A 19,500-nucleotide genomic window follows, 5' to 3' on the forward strand; every position below is an offset into this window, starting at 1 on the left:
AACCAACACTCCAGTCCAAATTGCAATAATTTGTAAAGATAGTTGCCTCGGGAGCGCAGCGCCGATCTTTATTGTATGATCGGCGTATGCATATCGTCCTTATCACCGGAATATCCGGCTCCGGTAAATCCGTCGCGCTCAATGTGCTGGAAGATACCGGCTATTATTGTGTCGACAATCTGCCACCGGCCTTGCTGCCCAGTTTGGTGCAAACGCTGCTCGACGAAGGGACGCCACAACTGGCCGTCGCCGTCGATGCGCGCAGTGCCGAGTCGCTGACCAGCCTGCCACACAATGTGGCGCTGCTGCGCGACCAAGGGCACGACGTCAAGGTCATGTTTTTGACGGCGACCACGCATTCACTGGTGGCGCGTTTCTCCGAAACGCGGCGCAGCCATCCGTTGTCGCACGAATTGCGCCCGAACCAGAATCCGGCCAGCCGCCGCACCCTGATCGAATGCATCTCGGAAGAGCGCGAACGCCTGTCTGCCATTGAACAGCTGGGCCATGTGATCGACACCTCGGAACTGAGCGCCAACAAATTGCGCGCCTGGATCAAGGATATCGTCGCCGCCGAACGCGCCCCGCTGACCCTGTTCTTTGAATCGTTCGCCTTCAAGCTGGGCGTGCCGCTGGACGCCGATTTCGTCTTCGACGTGCGGGCCTTGCCGAATCCCTATTACGACTTGGCGCTGCGCCCGCTCGACGGACGCGACGCGCCCGTGATCGCCTTCCTCGACGCACAACCGAGCGCGCTGGAACTGCTGGCCGACATCCGCGCCTTCATCGAGAAATGGTTGCCGTCATTCAAGTCCGATAACCGCAGCTACCTGACGGTGGCCCTGGGTTGCACGGGCGGCCAGCACCGCTCCGTGTACATGGCGGAACGGCTGGCGCAATACTTCGGCCCCAACGAGCGCGTGGTTCTGCGCCACCGCGAGCGCTCTTAATTAATTCAGACGGTAAAGCGGATGTGCGGCGGCCGGCCAGACGGGAGCGAAGAAACGCGCCACCATGGCCGCATCGACTTCGTCCAGGCTGGATGGATTCCAGCGGGGCGCATTGTCCTTGTCGACCACCAGCGCGCGCACGCCCTCGATCACTTCGCCATGCTCGAAATTGTGGCGTACCACCGTGCGCTCCATGCGCAGGCAATCGGCCAGACCCAGGTGGGCGCCCCGCTGCAGCAATTCCAGGGTCACCGACATCATCAGCGGCGAACGCAGACGCATGGCCGCCAAGGCCTTGCTGGCGAACACGCTGTCATCCTGCGCCAGCGAAGCCATGATGGCGGCAACGGAAGGGGCGCCGAAATGGCGGTCCAGCGCCGCGCGCGCCGCGGCCAAGACAGAAGCGCCCGCCTCGGCCTGGAACGGTGCCGCCAGCGCCTTGATGGCCACCGGCAAGGCCTCACCCGGCGTCGATTCGAACAGGTCCAACAGCGCCCCCATCTGCGCCTCAGGCAGGTACACATCGGCCAGGCCCGTGTACAGGGCATCGGCCGCGTTGATCGTCAAACCCGTCAAGCCCAGGTACAGGCCCAGCTGGCCCGCCAGGCGGGAAAGAAAATAGCTGCCGCCCACGTCCGGGAACAAGCCAATATTGACTTCCGGCATGGCCATGCGCGTGCGGCCCGTGACGATGCGCAGGCGGTTGCCTGGCCCGGATTGCGCCACGCCCATGCCGCCGCCCATCACCACGCCATCCAGCACGGCGATATACGGTTTCGGATAGAAATGAATTAAATGATTTAAGGCGTATTCTTCCGTAAAGAAATCTTCCAGTTGGGCACTGCCGCCTTGCGGCGTGGCCAGGCCCGCATCGTAAAAGAAACGGATGTCGCCGCCGGCGCACAGGGCTTTTTCACTACTGGAACGGATCACGACGGCGTCCACCTGCGGATCGTAGCGCCAGGCCAGCAAAGCCGCGCTCAGCGCGCGCACCATGTCCAGCGACAAGGAATTCAAGGCTTTCGGGCGGTCGAGCACGATGTGGCCCGTGCGGTTGCGAATGGAGGTCTGGACGAAGTCGCTCATGGCAAAATGAAAAAAGTGAGAACGGGAACATTCTAGCGCTTGCGAGGGGAATATTGCGTTTGACAGGTCCGGGCGCAAAAAAGGGCGCAATGTGCGCCCTTAGTTGATCACAACCGGTTCAAAGTCGCAGGCCGTAGAACACGTGGGAAAACCGTAGCGAGCAGATGTGAGTTGTGGCTGAGAAGCGGAGCTGTGCATATGCACAGTAAGCATCGGAGGCCGCAAATCGCGACGCGCAGTAGGTTTTTTGGTGTTCTTAGGCGGCGGCGAATTCTTCGTCCGAGTTGTCTGGCAGATGCTTGATCGCCTCTTTACCGTGCCCTTGCACTTTGGTTTTGTACTTCATCACTTGCCTGTCCAACTTGTCGATCAGGGTATCGATCGCGGCATACAGGTCTTGCCCCAGGCTTTCCACGTAGACGGTCTTGCCACTCAGACGCAGGTTGACTTCAGCCTTTTGACGTTTTTCTTTCTCTTTGAGGTTATCCACGGTCAGAATCACGGCAATATCGATGACTTGATCGAAATGACGTTTCACGCGTTCCAGCTTCGTTTGTACGTATTCACGGATGGCTGGTGTGACTTCGAGATGATGTCCGCTGATGGTGAGATTCATACACACTCCTAAAGATGATCGGGTTCGTGCGGTCCATCGACTCCGGCCCGCAGAGGAACCGAAAAAAACTTACAAACACTTACGCAGGCTCACTGGCGGAATTTTCAACGCTTCCCGGTATTTGGCAACAGTACGTCGCGCAATCACCATGCCTTGTTCCCCCAGCATGTCCGCAATCTTACTGTCGGATAAAGGATTTTTAGGGTCTTCTGCTCCTGTCAGTTGCACGATCAATGCCCGTATCGCCGTCGATGACGCTTCGCCCCCCGCTTCGGTGGCGACGTGGCTACCAAAGAAATATTTCAACTCAAACATGCCATGCGGGGTCAGCATGTACTTTTGAGTTGTTACCCGCGAGATAGTACTCTCGTGTAAACCCAGTGTATCAGCTATTTCACGGAGCACAAGGGGGCGCATGGCAACGGCCCCATGCGAGAAAAAGTTCTTTTGTCTTTCTACTATCGCCTGCGCCACGCGCAAGATCGTGTCAAAGCGCTGGCGCATATTCTTGATCAGCCACTTGGCTTCCTGCAACTGTGCGCCCATGGCGCCCTCACCTTTGCCCTGCTTGAGCAAGTTGGCGTACATGGCGTTGACGCGCAGGCGCGGCATGACGTCGTTGTTCAGGGTGACTTGCCAGCCATTGCGCGCGCGCTTGACGACGACGTCGGGCACCACGTAATCGGACACATCTGAGGCGAAGACGGCACCCGGATGCGGATTGCACTGGCGAATCACGGTCTGCGCTTCGCGCAAGTCTTCCTCGTCGCAATCAAGGGCTTTTTTCAGCTTGTTGAAATCGCGCTGGGCAAACCAGGCCAGATGCTTTTCCACGATGACGAGGGCCATGCGCCGCGTCACCATGGCGATATGCGGCAAACGCTTGATTTGCAAGGCAAGGCATTCGGACGCATTGCGCGCGCCCACGCCGGGCGGATCGAAACTTTGCAGCAGGGACAAGGCCGTGCGCAACTCGTCGGCGTCGATTTCCAGCTCTTGCGGCAGGCGTGCCAGGATGTCGTCGAGCGACTCTTCCAGGTAGCCATTGTCGTCGAGCGCGTCAATGATCAGCTCGACCAGCGCGCGGTCGCGCAATTCGAGCACCGTCACGCGCATCTGCTCCATCAAATGTTCGCGCAGGGTGCAGTGATGGGCTTCAAGTTGCGGGCGCGAATCTTCGTCGTCGGGCGCCTTGCCCCGGCTCGCCTCGCTCCAATCGCTGTCGCCGCCATCCGCTGCGGCCGGGCTGTCGCCAGCCTCGCCATCAAAGGTCTCCGCTTCGGCCGGCGCTGCAGGCGCCTCCTGGCTTGGCGGCTGGGGCGGTGCATCGGCCGGCGCGGCCGTGGAACTCAAGGCGCCATCGGACAGCAGGCGCAGCGAACGGTCGAGCGGATCGTCGAGGCGCTCGAGCAAGGGATTGTCCGTCAGTAATTGCTCTAGTTCCTGGTGCAATTCCAGGGTAGACAATTGCAACAGGCGTATCGATTGCTGCAACTGCGGCGTCAGTGCCAGGTGCTGCGAAGTGCGCAGCTGCAATGATTGTTTCATTGGCTCACATGCGGAAGTGTTCGCCCAGATAGACCCGGCGTACCGACTCGTTCGCGATGATGTCGTCGGGGCGTCCTGACGCCAGCACCGAGCCCTGGTTAATAATGTAGGCACGGTCGCAGATACCCAGCGTCTCGCGCACATTATGATCGGTGATGAGGACGCCGATATTGCGCTCCTTCAAGAAGCGCACGATACGCTGGATCTCGATCACGGCGATGGGGTCGACACCGGCGAACGGCTCGTCGAGCAGCACGAAACGCGGGTCGGTGGCCAGCGCGCGGGCGATTTCCACGCGGCGCCGCTCGCCGCCCGACAGGGACAGCGCCTGGTTCTCGCGCAACTTTTCAATCTGCAAGTCGGCCAGCAATTTATCCAGGCGCTCCTCGATCTCGGCCTTCTTCAGGGGACGGCCTTCGACGGTCTGGATTTCCAGCACGGCGCGGATATTGTCTTCCACCGTCAGCTTGCGAAACACGGATGCTTCCTGCGGCAGATACGACAGGCCCATCTGCGCGCGGCGGTGGATCGGCAGGCGGGAAATGTCCACGCCGCTGATATCGATGCTGCCGCCGTCCGACGGCACCAGGCCGACGATCATGTAGAACGAGGTGGTCTTGCCGGCGCCGTTCGGACCCAATAGCCCGACCACTTCGCCGCATTCGACTTGCAGCGAAACATCATGCACGACTTGCCGCTTGCCATAGGTTTTTTGCAGCCCGCGAACGATCAGGGTGCTGCCGCAACGAGTATTGTCCATTATTTCTTTCCTGGCGCAGGCGTGGCCGGCGCTTTCTCCGCCGCCGGTGCCTTGGTCTTCGGCTGGATCACCATGCGCACGCTGCCGCCATCCGCGGTACTGGTGCCGCTGTCGGAATTTTCCATCGCAAACACTTCCTTGCGGCTGTCATACGAGATGAAGGCGCCATTGGCCACGTCAGTGACTTTTGTGCCTTCCAGGCGCGTCAGCTTGGCTTTGGAAAACAGTTTCACCACTTCCGTCTTGTTGTCGTATTCCACGCGCTCCGCTTCGCCTTCGACCCACAGATCGCCTGCGCCATCGCGCTTCTGGCGGAAGGTGGCCAGCTTGCCGGGATCGGCCCAGAAGGTAATGAACTGGTAGCCTTGCGGATCTTCCGTGATCAGGGCCCGGCCCGCCTTCATGGTCAAAGTACCCTTGACCAGCACGACGTCGCCCGTCAGGGTACGCACCTGCTTGACGTCATCGACATGGCCGCTACGTGCCGTGATGACGGCTTCCTTCTCGGAATCGGCCTTCTCGGCATGCGCCACGCCCATCATGGCCAGAGAAAATACGGTCAACAGCAAGATGTTCTTCATAGTATGGTTTCCTTGTTTCATTCTGTCATTTTGCCGCCGCGGCCGGGCGCGGTTTCGGCGGGAGGACCATGCGCAGCGCATTCTGCACTTCCACCACGCCGGTAGCGTTATTGGCTTTCATGCCGATGCCATTGATGCGCGAGGCGCCCGTCAGGATATCGACAGGCACGTCCGTTTCCATTCTTTCCTCGTCCGGAAACACCGTCAGCGCTTCCGTCTTGACTGTCAGTTTCTGCGCCTTCGGACTGGCCACGCGGTCGATCACGACATTACGGTGCAGTTGCAGCCGGGTATTGTCCTGGTCGATATGCGCCAATTCCGCATTCATGTTCATCGGCGGCATGCCTGGCGTGAGCTTGCGTACGAAGGGCTGGTCGATATCGGATGAATCGTCCAGCGGATAATGCGTGAGCTTGGTGCCCGATACGATATAGCTGGGCTTGCCCGTCAAGTCCATGCGCACCAGGCTGAAATTGGTGATGAAATAGTCTGGCTCATCCAGATGCTTGCTGGCCGTGATGTCCTGGGCATTCTTGTTCATCACTTCCAACAGCCAAAAACTGCCCAGCGCAAAGACGACGGCCCCCAGCACGGTAAAAATCATGCGCCAGCGATGGGCGCCTCCTGGCTTACGCATAGGATTTCACTCTTTCAAATGTCACTGGCGGCATGGCAATGCGCCTCACTCCAGGAACGGCGCCATGACGCGCGCATAGTTGTCCTGGGCGCGCAGCAGGAATTCACAGATCTCGCGCACCGCGCCGCGGCCGCCGCCGGCCTGCGTCACATGGTGCGCCAGGCCCTGCACTTCCGGACGCCCGCCCGGCACGCTGACGGCAAAGCCCACGCGGCGCAGGATGGGCGCATCGATGACATCGTCGCCGATATAACCGCATTGCTCTTCCGTCAAGCCCGTCAGCGCCAGCAGTTCGCGAAACGGCGTCAGCTTGTCGTGGCCGCCCTGGTGCACATGGGTAATGCCCAGGTCTTGCGCGCGGCGCGCCGTGATGGCCGAGCGGCGCGCGCTGATGATGGCCGTCTGCACGCCCGATTCCTGCAGCAGCTTGATGCCCAGGCCATCATACACATTAAACGTTTTCATCATCTCGCCATCCGGGCCGAAATGCAGGCTGCCGTCGGTGAGCACGCCATCGACGTCAAAGATCATCAGTTTGACCTTGGCCGCGCGCGCCAAGTTGTCCGCTACGCTGTCCATCAGATCACCTTCGCTTGCGTCAGATCATGAATATGCAGGGCGCCCACCAGCTTGCCGTCGGCATCGACGACCAACATCTGGTTGATGCGGAACTGCTCCATCACGGCCACGGCGTCGACGGCCAGGCGCTCGGGCGCGATGCTGCGCGGCTGCGCATGCATGACGTCGCGGATCGCCACTTGCGTGAAATCCTGCACGCGCTCGAACATGCGGCGCAAGTCGCCATCGGTGAACACGCCCACAGGGCGGTCATTCGCATCGACGACGGCCGTCATGCCCATGCCCTTCTTCGTCATTTCTTCCAGCGCCTGCAGCAAGGACGCGTCCACGGGTACCTTGGGCACCCGTTCGCCGCTGCGCATGACGTCATGCACATGCGTCAGCAGGCGACGGCCCAGGGCGCCGCCAGGATGCGAGCGGGCGAAATCTTCTTCCTTGAAGCCGCGCAAGTCGAGCAAGGCCACGGCGATCGCATCGCCCAGGGCCAGGGTCACGGTGGTGCTGGCCGTCGGCGCCAGGTTCAGCGGACAGGCTTCTTTCTCAACAGAAATATCCAGGTGTACGTCGGCCAACTGGGCCAGGCTGGAGTTCGGTTTACCCGTCATGGAAATGAGCACGCCGCCCATACGCTTGACGACGGGCATGATGGCCATCAGTTCCGACGATTCGCCGGAGTACGATATGGCAATAAAAGCATCTTCCGAGGTGACCATGCCCAGGTCGCCATGGGCCGCTTCGGCCGGATGCACGAACAGGGCCGGGGTGCCGGTGGAAGCGAGGGTGGCGGCAATCTTGCGCGCGATATGGCCGGACTTGCCGATGCCGGAGACGACGACGCGTCCCTTGCATTGCAACAACATCGCCACGGCGCGGCCCACGCTGTCGTCCGTGGCCAGGCGCGTGTGCAGCGCAACGATGGCGTCGGACTCGATCTGCAAGGTGGTACGGGCCAGCGCGACGGCGCGCTCGATCGTCGCTTGCATGTCAATTCGATCAAAAGCTTTCAGCATTGTTTTTTCATGGGTTACACTCATGCCCAAAGTATAAACGAATTAGGAAAGCAAAAAACTTGCCAGTCACAACAAACAACGATTTCCATTGACCGTACCGGGCAACCCATGTTTTCCTCGCTTGAACTGACCCTGATGTTACTCGGCAGCGCCGTGCTGGGCGTGGTCGCTTTCAGAATGTTGCATTTGCCGCCCATGCTGGGCTACCTGGCCGTCGGCATCGTCATCGGCCCCCACGCGCTGGGCCTGGCAGCGGAAAACGAGGCCAGCCACACCCTGGCCGAGTTCGGCGTCGTCTTCCTGATGTTTTCCATCGGGCTCGAATTCTCTCTGCCCAGGTTCCTCGCCATGCGGCGCATCGTCTTCGGCCTTGGCATGGCGCAGGTGGTCACCACCATCGTCGCCACCGTCGTCTTCGGCTGGTTCGTCGGGCGCTACCTGTCCGCCTACGTCCACCTGAGCTGGCAAGCCGCCTTCGCCCTGGGTGGCGCGCTGGCCATGTCGTCGACGGCCATCGTCTCGAAAATGCTCACGGAACGGCTGGAGCTGGAAAGCGAACACGGCCGCAAGATCATCGGCATCCTGCTGTTCCAGGACTTGGCCGTGGTGCCCCTGCTGATCCTGATTCCCGCCCTCACGCGCGATTCGGACAACCTGGCCGAAACCCTGGCCTGGGCGGGCGGCAAGGCCTTGGTCGTACTCATTTTGCTCTTGTTCATCGGCCAGAAGCTGGTGCGGGGCTGGCTGACCATCGTCGCCAAGCGCCGCTCGCAAGAATTGTTCATGCTCAACCTGCTCTTGATTACGCTGGGCGCGGCCTGGATCACGGAACGGGCCGGGCTATCGCTGGCCCTGGGGGCGTTTGTTGCCGGCATGCTCATTTCCGAGACGGAATTCAAGCACCAGGTGGAAGAGGATATCAAGCCGTTCCGCGACGTGCTGCTGGGCCTATTCTTCATCACCGTCGGCATGCTGCTCAATATCCGCGTCGTGCTCGACAACTGGTGGCTCGTCTTGCTGCTGCTGTGCGGCCCCGTGCTGCTGAAATTCGCCCTGATCGCGGGCCTGGCCCGGCTGTTCGGTTCCAGCAACGGCGTGGCCTTGCGCACGGGGCTGGGACTGGCGCAGGCGGGCGAGTTCGGCTTTGTGCTGCTGAACCTGGCTGGCGGCATCAAGCTGATGGACCCGTTCGTCGTGCAGGTGGTGCTGGCCTCGATGGTGCTGTCGATGCTGGCGGCGCCCTTCCTCATCGCCAAGTCCGACGCCATCGTCATGAAACTGGCGGCCAACGATTGGATGATGCAATCCTTGGCGCTCACCAAGATCGCCACGCGCACCATGGCGTCGCAGAAACACGTGCTGATCGCCGGCTTCGGGCGCAGCGGGCAAAGCCTGGCCACCCTGCTGGCAGAGGAAAAGATCGAATACCACGCGCTGGACCTGGACCCGGAACGGGTGCAGGAAGCGCAACTGGCCGGTGCCCACGTCTCGTATGGCGACGCGGGCCGGCGCGAAAGCCTGGTGGCGGCCGGCATCTACCGGGCCAGCGCCGTGGTGATTACCTACGCCAACACACCCTCGGCACTGAAGTTATTGCATCTACTTAAAGAAATGGCGCCGACTTTGCCCGTTATCGTGCGCAGCCACGACGACACCGACCTCGACCTGCTGAAAACCGCGGGCGCGGCCGAAGTGGTGCCGGAATTGATGGAAGGCAGCCTGATGCTCGCTTCGCACGCGCTGATCATGATGGGCGTGCCGCTGCGCCGCGTGGTGCACCGGGTGCAGGCGGCGCGCGAAGAGCGCTACGCCTCCTTGCGCGGCTATTTCCACGGTTCCAGCGACGCGGGCGACGATGCCGAGTTGGAACGCCTGCATACGGTCACCATCAACGAGGGCGCGCACTGCGTGGGTTTGCCGTTGAGCACGATCGACGTGGCTGGCTGCGGCGCGTTTGTTACGGCCATCCGCCGCGGCCGCGGCAGCCTTGATGTTACCCCCGAGACGCGGCTGGCCAGCGGTGACGTGGTGGTGCTGCGCGGCACGGCCGATGCCGTGGCCAAAGCGGAAACATTGCTATTGAAATAATCAACCGATCTTGGTCAGCCCACCTGCGCCTGCCAATTGACGACTTTGTTGCGTCCGCCCGCCTTGGCCTGGTACAGGGCCTGGTCGGCGTGCGCCACCAGTTGCTGCGCCACCGTTTCGATGGGTAGCAGCGCCGCGTTCGCTTCCAGGCTGGCCACGCCGATCGACACGCTGACCCACGCTTGCGCGCTGCCCGGCAAGTCAAACATGGTGCCGGCGATACTGGCGCGGATGCGTTCGGCGACAAACGTCGCGCTATCGAGGGCGGCGTCGATCAGCAGCACAACGAATTCCTCGCCGCCGAAGCGGCCCAGCGCATCGGAGCGGCGCAACTCCGTGCGGATGCGCGTAGCCACTTCGCGCAGCACTTCATCGCCACCCTGGTGGCCATAGGTGTCATTGACCAGCTTGAAATGGTCGATGTCGATATACATGCATGAGATGCAATAATTCTGGCGCCGCGCGCGGGCGATTTCTTCCAGCAGGCGGCGGTCGATATAGCGCCGGTTATAGACGCCCGTCAAGGAATCGGTCAAGCCGATGTATTTCAGCATTTCATTGCTGATCACGTTTTCCAGGCAAATGGCGATGATGGAGGCCATGTGCTTGATGAAATCCGTGCCCAGCGAGGGCGTAAAGCGCATCACGTCGCCGCTGGCCAGGTTCAGGCTGCCAATCAGGCGCTTGTTGCGCAGCAAGGGCACCAGGGCCACGCTGCGCAGGGGAGCGTCGATCTGCGGAAAGCGCGGGCCATGCACGGGTGCATCGAACTGTCCCAGCAGCGGCAACGGCGGCAAGGCCGCTTGCCCCTCGGCCACGGACGCCGGCGCAGCAAAACCCAGCTCCGCCACGGCATGCACGAACAGCAACTGCGGAAAGGCGCTGAAATCGACGCCCAGCTTTTCCATCACCAGCACAATATCGTCATCCTCGTCGAGCAGGCTCAGGGTGACGCCGTCGAGGTCGGAAATCACGGGCAAGGTGCGAAAAATGGTGCCTATCAATTCGGGAAACGTGGACGCGCTGACGATTTCCAGGTCAAACGCCTGGTGGCGGCACATGATGTCATGGTTGCGCTCGACCTGTTCCAGCAGGAAAGCCATGCGCGCGCGCAAGGCCTGGTTTTCGGCTTCGAGGCTGGCAATGCGCGGGTCCGGCGGTATTGCTTGATTCATAGAAACCTTAAACCCTTCTGTACGGGCGCCATGCTTAAAATGCCAGTTCGAAACCGATGTCCTGCCCTACCACGATACGCTCGTCGCCGCCGTCGGTGACGATGGCGTTCATGCCGAAGCAGATGGCGCCATCGAGCTCGGGCTTGGCGCGATAGCCATGCATGACGTCGAGCGGGTCCGGTCCGGGCACGCCTGTGGCCTGGTCCACCGACGGAATCGGACAGCGCGAGCACGGCTTGACGGGTTTCAAGGTAGTCGCGCCGAATTGCAGGAACTCGGCGTAGTCTTCCTCGAAGGCGCCGATATCGCCGATCACCAGGTTGGGACGAAAACGGTTCATCGGCAGCGCTTCGCGGCCGGCGGCACGAAGTTTATCATTGACATCGTCGAGCGAGGCGGTACCCGCTATCAGCACCGGGTAGCCATCGGCAAACATAGTCGAGGCGGCCACGCCATCCGTCCCATTCGCCCATTCTGTGCTGGTGGCGCGCACCACGTCCGGGTGAAAGCGCACCAGGCGGCACGGCACGCCGATGGCGTTGGAAAACCAGGTGGCCGTGACCTCGTCGCAATCGTAGGCGCGCACGGTATCGTCCCACACCTGCACCTCCAGCATGGGCGCCAGTTGCGGATGCGGCAAGCCCAGCGCGATTTCCAGGCGCAGCATGCCCGGCGCGCGCAATTCGAGCGTGGTGGCCTTGATGGACGGCACGATCAGCGCCATGCGCGGATGTTCGCGCTGGGTCAGGAAGCGGCCCTGCAGGTCCACCACCATCCATTCGCGGTCGAACACATGCTCGCTCATCAGCCCGGAATGCGTAAGCACTGCCTCCTGCAAGTGGATGCCGGCGCACGATTTGATCGGATACAGGATGATGTCGGACAGGATAGCCATGGACAGGGGGACAAGGAACAGTATTGCTGCTTCTGCCAGGAAGTTATTCAGAACCGAAGTATGGCAGCAAAGCGGGCAAGCGTAAATCAGCCAGGCTCAACCAATGAGGCTGGCCTGGCGCGACAAGGATCAATACGTGTAGAAAATACGCTGGATTTCTTGCGTACTATTCGTTTTGGTCAAGGCCAGCATCAGCAAGATGCGGGCCTTTTGCGGGTTCAGGGTGTCGGACACGACACTGTCGAGTTCATCGTCGTTGGCTTCGCCATTACGCGCCACGATGCCCTGGCCGACGCGGCTCGAGCGCACGATCAGCACGCCCTTCTGGCGCGCTTCCACCAGGGCCGGCTTCATTTGCGCGGCCACGCTGCCATCGCCCACGCCCGCGTGGATGATGCCCTTGGCGCCGGCGGCAATGAAGGCGTCCATGCCGATCCGATTCATGTTGGCGTAGCCATACACGATGTCCACTTGCGGCAGAGCATCGAGCTTGCTGATGTCAAATTCCGATTCCAGCGTGTGCTTGCGCGTCGACTGGCGGTAGAAAAAGGCCTTGCTGCCCTGGATATAGCCGAGCATGCCCAGTTCCGGCGACTTGAAGGTGTCGGTCGTCGAGGTGTTCGTTTTGGTCACTTCGCGCGCGGCGTTGATCTGGTCGTTCAATGCCACCAGCACGCCCTTGCCCACGGCTTCCTTGCTGCCTGCCAGCATCACAGCGTTGTACAAGTTGATGGGGCCGTCAGCCGAGATGGCGGTCGACGGACGCATGGCGCCCACCACCACGACCGGTTTATGGCTTTTCACGGTCAGGTTCAGGAAATACGCCGTTTCCTCGATGGTGTCGGTGCCGTGCGTGACGACCACGCCATCGACGTCGTTCGAGGCCAGCAACACGTTGATGCGCTTGGCCAGCGCCAGCCAGTGGCTATTGCCCATGCTTTCGCTGGCGATCTGGAACACTTGCTCGCCTTTCACATTCGCCACTTTTTTCAATTCCGGCACGGCCGCGATCAAGCGCTCGACGCCCACGGTGGCCGAGGTGTAGCCGACGGTGGTGGTGCTATCGGCGCCGCTGCCGGCGATGGTGCCACCCGTGGCCAAAATCACCACATTCGGCAATTTGACGGCCGCTTGCTGCGCGCGCGCCGGGGAAGCGGCGATAAAGCCCATCAGCAAGGTAGCCAGCATCAGCTGTGCACAAGAATGAAATTTGCGTGAAAACATGGTGCTCCCGTGAGGTGTACTGTCAAAAATAACAAAGTCGTATGCAAATTATATGTCATCCGTGCGCGGGTAAATTTCCAATTCATGCGTAGCGTGCAAACGTGCGCGCCCGCCCATGCGCTACAGTGGCGCCATGTCCACACTGCCGCCCATCCGATCCTGTCTCGTCCTGCCGTTTATCTTGATGGCGCTCATTGCCTGCTCCACGCAAATCGAACTGCGCACGGCGGCGGAGCAAGAGCAGTTCGCGCGGGAAGCGGCCAGCCGGGGCGACTGGGCACAAGCCATGCGCAGCTACGCAACCGCGGCCGACAATGTCGAACTGGGCCAAGGCGACCTCGCTTGGCGGGCGCGGCTGCATCACCAGGCGGGACGCACCGCCAGCGGGGCCTGCCGCTACGATGCGGCCGAGTTTCATTTCCGGGAAGCCATCGCGCTGGCGAAGCACAGCACACAATCGAGCGCCCTCAGCTACAAGGCGCTGATCGACCTGTATGACCGCCAAGGCAAGGCGACGCAAGCCTTGGCCGTGCGCAATGAACTGGGCTGGCATCAAGCGCAGGCACTGGGCGCCTTTGCCGACCTGGAATCGCTGCCTGTCGGCAAGCCTTGCGGAGTCCCTCGATGAACGTCGCGCCTACCTTGCTGGCCGCCTCCGTCCTCTTCGCCGCCATGGCGCCCGTGTGCGCCGCAGAGCCAGCGTTGCCCTTATGGGAAGCGGGCGTGTTTGGCGGCACGGCCGTCACGCCCGCCTATCCCGGCGCCAGCGAGCGCTCGACGCGCAGCCTGGCCCTGCCCTATTTGATTTATCGCGGGAAAATCTTGCGCGCCGACCGCTCCGGCGTGGGCGCGCGCCTGCTCGATACGGACCGAGTGGAATTCGACGTGGGCTTCGCCCTGTCCTTGCCGGCCAGATCCAGCGACGTGCCGGCCAGGCGCGGCATGCCGGACTTGGGCACCCTGGTGGAGTTTGGCCCGCGCCTGAAAATCAAGCTGGCCGAACCGACCCGCAACAGCCGCCTGGGTCTGGAACTGCCCTTGCGCGCCGTCATCGAAGCGCGCGGCGGCCTGCGCCGCCAGGGCGCCACGTTCGAGCCGCGCCTCGTGTACGCGCTGCAAGGCGATCGGCAGGCATGGCAACTGGACGCCAGCGTCGGCGCCGTACTGGGCAATACCGCCATCAACGATTATTTTTATGGCGTGAGCGCCGCGTTTGCCACCGGTCAGCGCCCTTCGTATGCGGCCAAGAGCGGGCTGATGCTCACGCGCCTGGGCCTGGGCGGTTCGTACCGCTTGCACCAGGACTGGCGCGCCTTTGCCTTTTTACGCTACGACAACTACGCAAACGCCGCCAACCGCGCCAGCCCCCTGCTGCGCCAGAACAGCGGCACCTCGACCGGCATCGGTCTGATGTGGACGTGGCAACGCTCGGGCCGCATGGCCGTCGAATGATTATTGCGCCGGCTAGTGCGGGAACACGGCGCTGCCCGGTCGGGTTTCTGGAAGGATATACACGATGCCGTCAAATGGCATGAAGGCCGGAATGACAACGCCATGGTAAAACTTGGCGGGCACATTGAAGCAGCCATAAGAAAAGCGATTGTCGAGCGGCGCGGCGCTGGCCATGCGCTGCTATTGACCCTATAGTTGCTGGCGTCCGCCCCGGTCAGGCCCATGCCGGTGTCCAGCACCGCCTTGTTGTTGCCAAAATTCTGATTCTCAACGGTGGCCGAACCGCCGGTACAGCTGACTGTCGCCGTATCGGACGCCGGCACACCAATCAGGCTGCGGCTGGTGATATTGGCGCCTTGGTTGCCGTCGTAGACCTTGCTGGCCCGATGATCGCAGCGCGCTGATATTGGCCGAGCTGCTGCCCGTACCGTTGCCGAACAGCGCGAAGCGCGCCATGTCGCCGCCGCCGAGGCTGTAGCAGTTGTCGGCAACGACCTTGCCGGTGCCGACAAGCTGCGCATATACAGTGCTGTGGCGCGAGCGTATCAGCGGAAAACTGCCACAGATGCTGGCGATTTTCGCCGTGGCCGGGGCGCCCGGGGCTGTCGAATTCCTTGCCCAGCTTGTAATCGAGCCAGCCATACGCGGCGCGCGCATATTTCAAGCCGATCTGGCCATACTGGCCTTCCAGCAACGTGATCGTGACCATTCCATCCTGAATATCCTGCGCGGGCAATACGCCTGAGCGACGACATAGCCGTTGCTGCGATAGTGCTGTTCGATCATCAAGGCCATGGCACTAAACTCGGCCTACGTCAGCCGGCTGCCCGGCTGGAAGCCCGTCTGGACCAACAGCACCGCCTACGGATAGACGGTACGCTCGTCACGTGCAAGCGCCTGACCTCGATACTAGCGGCCGAAGACGGCATGTTGGCAACTAGCGGCTCGGCGGCTGTGGAGCAGCACGAGCAGCGTCAAGCTGTTCGTCTTGTGCGCGTGATGCACGCGGCGACGGGGAGGAAATTTGCTAAAATATCCTTTGTCATGTGGTTTAGCAACACAGACAGCAGCGTCTTTCACAAGACCATAGCGCCTGTCGCTCAACAATATGCAGCCAGCCCTATCCGACCGGAAGCGGCCGTTGCGAACCAAGGGCAGTAAGCATGAACGACATTCACCGTGCCGGTGCCGCCGCACGCGCAGCCCAGCCTGCGCTCCTGAAAGCAGGAGTACTGCAGGAAGCCATCTTCAGCAGCCCCTATTTTTCCTGTATCGCCACCGATGCACAGGGTGTGATCCAATTATTCAATGTCGGTGCCGAGCGTATGCTGGGCTATCTGGCAGACGAGGTGATCGACCAGATTACACCGGCCAGCATATCCGATCCGGCCGAGGTCATCGCCCGCGCCGCCGCCCTCTCGCAAGAACTCGGTACGCTGATCGCTCCCGGTTTTGAGGCACTGGTCTACAAGGCGTCGCGCGGGATCGAAGACAGTTATGAGCTGACGTATGTGCGCAAGGATGGCAGCCGCTTCCCGGCGATCGTCTCGGTGACGGCGCTGCGCGATGCGGACGAGGCCATCATCGGCTATCTGCTGATCGGCACCGACAATACCGTGCGCAAGCATGCGGAGCAGGAGCGCGAGCTACTCAATCGCGTGCTGAGCGACAATAGCGTCGAACTGGAAAACGCGCGTGCGCAAGCGGACAAGGCAAACCGCGCCAAGTCGGAATTTTTGTCGAGCATGAGTCATGAGTTGCGCACGCCGCTCAACGCGGTACTGGGCTTTGCCCAGCTAATGGCGTCGGACACGCCGCCGCCCAGTGCCTCGCAGCAACGCTCGCTGGACCAGATCCTCAATGGCGGCTGGTATCTGCTACGCCTGATCAATGAAATTCTCGACCTGTCGATGATCGAATCGGGGCGGGTCGCCATGTCGCGCGAGGCGATGGCGCTCACTGATGTCTTGCGCGACTGCCGCGCCATGATCATGCCGCAAGCGCAAAAACGCAATATCACGCTGTCTTTCCCCTCGCTCGACCAGCCGTTCTACGTGCATGCCGACTTGACGCGCGTCAAACAGGTGGTCATCAATCTGCTGTCGAACGCGATCAAATACAACCGCACGGGCGGCAGCGTACTGGTGGAATGCAAATTGCATGGCGAACGGGTACGCCTGAGCGTGCGCGACACAGGCAATGGCTTGCGTAGCGAGCAACTTGCGCAGTTGTTTCAGCCATTTAACCGGCTGGGACAGGAAGCCGGCGTCGAGGAAGGTACCGGCATCGGCCTCGTGGTGACCAAGCAACTGGTCGAACTGATGGGCGGTACGCTGGGGGTGGAGAGCGAAATCGGGGTCGGCACGCTGTTCTGGATCGAACTGGCGGCCTCATCCGCTCCCGAACTGCTGCTCGGCACGCATGCGGCAGACCTGGGCCGGGAACCATCGGGCGAGGTGTCCTGCGATACCCCTTGCCGCAAGGTACTGTATGTGGAAGACAATCCGGCCAATCTAATCCTGGTTGAGCAACTGATCGCCCGCCGTAGCGACCTGGGCATGCTCAGCGCCATTGATGGACACCTTGGCATCGCGCTGGCGCGCCAGCATCAGCCCGACCTGATCCTGATGGATATCAACCTGCCCGGCATCAGCGGCACCGAGGTGCTGGGTTTGCTGCGCCTCGATCCGCTGACGGCGCACATTCCCGTCATCGCCTTGTCAGCCAACGCCCTGCCGCGCGACATACGCAAGGGCCTCGATGCCGGCTTCCTGCGCTATCTGACCAAGCCCATCAACGTACCCGAGTTCATGGAGGCGCTCGACACGGCGCTAAGCATGACGGCTGCTCCGCCAAAAGGAGTCGAGACACGCTAGCCTGTCTGGCGATGCGCCTAAAGCAAAAAAACCTCGCAAGCCGCGAGGTTTTTTTATCTGCCATACGTTTAGACGTTGAACAGGAAGTTCAGCACGTCGCCATCCTTGACCACGTATTCCTTGCCTTCGGCGCGCATCTTGCCCGCTTCCTTGGCGCCTGCTTCGCCCTTGTAGGCAATGAAGTCGTCATAGGCGATGGTTTGCGCGCGGATGAAGCCGCGTTCGAAGTCGGTGTGGATCACGCCGGCCGCTTGCGGTGCCGTGTCGCCCACATGGATAGTCCAGGCGCGCACTTCCTTCACGCCAGCCGTGAAGTAGGTTTGCAGGCCCAGCAGCTTGTAGGCGCTGCGGATCAGGCGGTCCAGACCTGGCTCTTGCATGCCCATGTCGGCCAGGAAAGCACCCTTGTCGGCGTCGTCCAGGTCGGCGATTTCCGCTTCCAGCGCCGCGCAGATAGCGACGATAGGGGCGTTTTGCGATTGCGCGTAGGCCGTCAGCTGGTCCAGCAACGGGTTGTTGGTGAAGCCCGTGTCGGACACGTTGGCCACGAACATGGCTGGCTTGGCCGTGATCAGGCACAGAGGCTTGATCAGTTCCATTTCGTCAGCATCCAGGCCCATCGCGCGCACCGGCTTGGCGTCGTTCAGGTAAGGCATCATGCGTTCCATAATGGCCAGCAGCTTGGCAGCATCCTTGTCGCCCGAGCGGGCTTTCTTGTTTTCGCGGTGGATGGCTTTTTCCACGGTGCCCATGTCGGCCAGCGCCAGTTCGGTCTGGATGACTTCAATATCGTCGAGCGGATTGATCTTACCGGCCACGTGGATGACGTTGTCATCTTCAAAACAGCGCACGACGTTGACGATGGCGTCCGTTTCGCGGATGTGCGACAGGAACTGGTTGCCCAGGCCCTCGCCCTTCGATGCGCCGGCCACCAGACCGGCGATGTCGACGAATTCCACGATGGCGTTGACCGTGCGTTCCGGCTTGACGATGGCGGCCAGCGCATCCATGCGTGGATCCGGCACTTCGACGACACCGACGTTCGGCTCGATGGTGCAGAACGGATAGTTTTCAGCCGGGATGCCGGCTTTCGTCAGTGCATTGAACAGGGTGGACTTGCCGACGTTCGGCAAGCCGACGATACCGCATTGGAGACTCATGGAAAACCTTTAATAATCAAAGCACATGGCGCCGTCTATCGGCGTGCTTGCCGTGCTGTTAGGGAAAACGGAGCGATTGTTCGCCCTTTTCCGGGGATAGTGCGTGTGCTGCATTTCAAGGGGTCAATTGTACCCGTGTCCCGCGCGCTTCAAAAGCCCGATGATGGGCAAATGACGCCAAAACAGCCGTATCATGACGCCATCAGGCCCTACTCTCAAGCCGTATGCAGCTTCATGGTCGCTGCCTCGAACTTGCCTTCGACGATCTGCGGCATCTCCTGCAAGGATTTGTCGATGGCTTGCTCGATCAGCTCCTGGTCTTCGCGGCGTGGACGGTGCAGCACGAAATCGGCCACTTGCTGCTGCAGGCTCAAGGTGCGCGGGTGACCAATGCCCAGGCGCAAGCGCCAGTAATCCTGCGTGCCCAGCGCGGCCGTGATGTCCTTCAAGCCATTGTGGCCGCCGGCCGAGCCGCCCTTCTTCAGGCGCGCAATGCCCGGCATCAGATCGAGCTCATCGTGCACCACCAGCACTTCATCGGCGGCGATCTTGAAGAAGCGCGCCAGCGCGCCCACGGACTGGCCCGAGCGGTTCATAAACGTCAACGGCTCGAGCAGCCAGACTTCCTTGCCGGCTATCGACGTTTTCGCCAGCATGGCGTTATAGCGCGAATCGCGCTGCAAGCGCGTGCCGGGCAAGCTGTTGGCAAGATTGTCCACCAGCCAGAAACCGGCATTGTGGCGGGTTTGTTCGTATTCGGGTCCCGGGTTGCCGAGGCCGACGATCAGGCGTATGGGCATGGCTTTGTCTGCAATGAAAAAGAAAACATTATCGGTGAAAACAGGCAGAAAAAAACCCGCGCG

General features: G+C 61.3%; 20 protein-coding genes and 1 pseudogene. 6 read left to right on the forward strand and 15 right to left on the reverse strand.

The features are described from left to right. Positions 1-86: 86 nt before the first annotated feature. Positions 87-950: an RNase adapter RapZ gene (gene rapZ, locus ACP7DE_RS17690; protein WP_426073336.1), complete on the forward strand. Its 864-nt coding sequence runs from the start codon at positions 87-89 to the stop codon at positions 948-950. Here the strand turns inward: rapZ and ACP7DE_RS17695 are convergent, their stop codons facing one another. The 8 genes from ACP7DE_RS17695 to ACP7DE_RS17730 form a co-directional block, all read right to left on the reverse strand. Continuing rightward, on the reverse strand, positions 951-2,036 hold the full coding sequence (locus ACP7DE_RS17695; RefSeq protein ID WP_426073337.1) for an enoyl-CoA hydratase/isomerase family protein: 1,086 nt from the start codon (positions 2,034-2,036) through the stop codon (positions 951-953). A gap of 256 nt (positions 2,037-2,292) precedes the next feature. Next, the gene (gene hpf / locus ACP7DE_RS17700; protein WP_426073338.1) at positions 2,293-2,652 is read right to left on the reverse strand and encodes a ribosome hibernation-promoting factor, HPF/YfiA family; all 360 of its coding nucleotides are present in this window, start codon (positions 2,650-2,652) and stop codon (positions 2,293-2,295) included. Between the two features lie 69 nt (positions 2,653-2,721). Further along, on the reverse strand, positions 2,722-4,200 hold the full coding sequence (locus tag ACP7DE_RS17705) for an RNA polymerase factor sigma-54 (RefSeq protein ID WP_426073339.1): 1,479 nt from the start codon (positions 4,198-4,200) through the stop codon (positions 2,722-2,724). 4 nt (positions 4,201-4,204) lie between these two features. Then, positions 4,205-4,960: an LPS export ABC transporter ATP-binding protein gene (lptB, locus tag ACP7DE_RS17710; protein ID WP_099760888.1), complete on the reverse strand. Its 756-nt coding sequence runs from the start codon at positions 4,958-4,960 to the stop codon at positions 4,205-4,207. After that, positions 4,960-5,541 (reverse strand): lipopolysaccharide transport periplasmic protein LptA, encoded by a 582-nt coding sequence (lptA, locus tag ACP7DE_RS17715; protein ID WP_426073340.1) that lies wholly within the window; start codon positions 5,539-5,541, stop codon positions 4,960-4,962. Before lptA ends, lptB begins: the two co-directional genes overlap by 1 nt. Before the next feature lie 25 nt (positions 5,542-5,566). Next, entirely contained in the window at positions 5,567-6,178 is a 612-nt protein-coding gene (gene lptC, locus ACP7DE_RS17720; RefSeq protein WP_426073341.1) for an LPS export ABC transporter periplasmic protein LptC, read from the reverse strand. A 45-nt stretch (positions 6,179-6,223) separates the two neighbouring features. Next, complete coding sequence (locus ACP7DE_RS17725) at positions 6,224-6,757, reverse strand: KdsC family phosphatase (protein WP_096233521.1); 534 nt, start codon at positions 6,755-6,757, stop codon at positions 6,224-6,226. Further along, the gene (locus ACP7DE_RS17730) at positions 6,757-7,791 is read right to left on the reverse strand and encodes a KpsF/GutQ family sugar-phosphate isomerase (RefSeq protein ID WP_426073342.1); all 1,035 of its coding nucleotides are present in this window, start codon (positions 7,789-7,791) and stop codon (positions 6,757-6,759) included. The genes ACP7DE_RS17725 and ACP7DE_RS17730 overlap by 1 nt, the downstream gene beginning before the upstream one ends. A gap of 84 nt (positions 7,792-7,875) precedes the next feature. Here ACP7DE_RS17730 and ACP7DE_RS17735 point away from each other — a divergent pair, with 84 nt between their 5' ends. Beyond that, entirely contained in the window at positions 7,876-9,855 is a 1,980-nt protein-coding gene (locus ACP7DE_RS17735) for a cation:proton antiporter (protein WP_426073343.1), read from the forward strand. 14 nt (positions 9,856-9,869) lie between these two features. Here the strand turns inward: ACP7DE_RS17735 and ACP7DE_RS17740 are convergent, their stop codons facing one another. From ACP7DE_RS17740 to ACP7DE_RS17750, 3 genes are all read right to left on the reverse strand, one after another. Beyond that, positions 9,870-11,030 carry a DUF484 family protein gene (locus ACP7DE_RS17740; protein WP_426073344.1) on the reverse strand — a complete coding sequence of 387 codons (1,161 nt, stop codon included), beginning with the start codon at positions 11,028-11,030 and terminating at the stop codon, positions 9,870-9,872. Between the two features lie 34 nt (positions 11,031-11,064). Continuing rightward, positions 11,065-11,925 carry an MOSC domain-containing protein gene (locus tag ACP7DE_RS17745; RefSeq protein ID WP_426073345.1) on the reverse strand — a complete coding sequence of 287 codons (861 nt, stop codon included), beginning with the start codon at positions 11,923-11,925 and terminating at the stop codon, positions 11,065-11,067. 129 nt (positions 11,926-12,054) lie between these two features. Further along, positions 12,055-13,149 (reverse strand): type II asparaginase, encoded by a 1,095-nt coding sequence (locus tag ACP7DE_RS17750; RefSeq protein WP_426073346.1) that lies wholly within the window; start codon positions 13,147-13,149, stop codon positions 12,055-12,057. 133 nt (positions 13,150-13,282) lie between these two features. On the opposite strand from ACP7DE_RS17750, the gene ACP7DE_RS17755 reads away from it, so the two are divergent. Together ACP7DE_RS17755 and ACP7DE_RS17760 are read left to right on the forward strand one after the other, a co-directional pair. Further along, on the forward strand, positions 13,283-13,777 hold the full coding sequence (locus ACP7DE_RS17755; RefSeq protein WP_426073347.1) for a hypothetical protein: 495 nt from the start codon (positions 13,283-13,285) through the stop codon (positions 13,775-13,777). Continuing rightward, positions 13,774-14,601, forward strand: a complete 828-nt coding sequence (locus tag ACP7DE_RS17760; RefSeq protein ID WP_426073348.1) for a MipA/OmpV family protein — start codon at positions 13,774-13,776, stop codon at positions 14,599-14,601. Before ACP7DE_RS17755 ends, ACP7DE_RS17760 begins: the two co-directional genes overlap by 4 nt. Before the next feature lie 12 nt (positions 14,602-14,613). On the opposite strand, the gene ACP7DE_RS17765 is transcribed toward ACP7DE_RS17760, so the two are convergent. Together ACP7DE_RS17765 and ACP7DE_RS17770 are read right to left on the reverse strand one after the other, a co-directional pair. Further along, positions 14,614-14,775 (reverse strand): hypothetical protein, encoded by a 162-nt coding sequence (locus ACP7DE_RS17765; protein WP_426073395.1) that lies wholly within the window; start codon positions 14,773-14,775, stop codon positions 14,614-14,616. Positions 14,776-14,792: 17 nt separating this feature from the next. Beyond that, a pseudogene (locus ACP7DE_RS17770) lies at positions 14,793-15,122 on the reverse strand (YDG domain-containing protein); the annotation flags it as partial. Here ACP7DE_RS17770 and ACP7DE_RS17775 point away from each other — a divergent pair. Beyond that, positions 15,083-15,346 (forward strand): hypothetical protein, encoded by a 264-nt coding sequence (locus tag ACP7DE_RS17775; protein ID WP_426073396.1) that lies wholly within the window; start codon positions 15,083-15,085, stop codon positions 15,344-15,346. The pseudogene ACP7DE_RS17770 and the gene ACP7DE_RS17775 sit on opposite strands and share 40 nt — an antisense overlap. Before the next feature lie 418 nt (positions 15,347-15,764). Then, entirely contained in the window at positions 15,765-17,477 is a 1,713-nt protein-coding gene (locus tag ACP7DE_RS17780; RefSeq protein ID WP_426073349.1) for an ATP-binding protein, read from the forward strand. Positions 17,478-17,545: 68 nt separating this feature from the next. Here ACP7DE_RS17780 and ychF read toward each other — a convergent pair whose 3' ends face one another. Both ychF and pth read right to left on the reverse strand, forming a co-directional pair. After that, a complete protein-coding gene (gene ychF, locus ACP7DE_RS17785) occupies positions 17,546-18,637 on the reverse strand; it encodes a redox-regulated ATPase YchF (protein WP_102121118.1) in 1,092 nt (363 codons plus the stop codon). A 215-nt stretch (positions 18,638-18,852) separates the two neighbouring features. Next, positions 18,853-19,437, reverse strand: a complete 585-nt coding sequence (gene pth / locus ACP7DE_RS17790; protein WP_426073350.1) for an aminoacyl-tRNA hydrolase — start codon at positions 19,435-19,437, stop codon at positions 18,853-18,855. Positions 19,438-19,500 lie beyond the last annotated feature (63 nt).

Source organism: Janthinobacterium sp. DSP2-3-3, from assembly GCF_049897325.1.
Classification (GTDB): domain Bacteria; phylum Pseudomonadota; class Gammaproteobacteria; order Burkholderiales; family Burkholderiaceae_D; genus Janthinobacterium.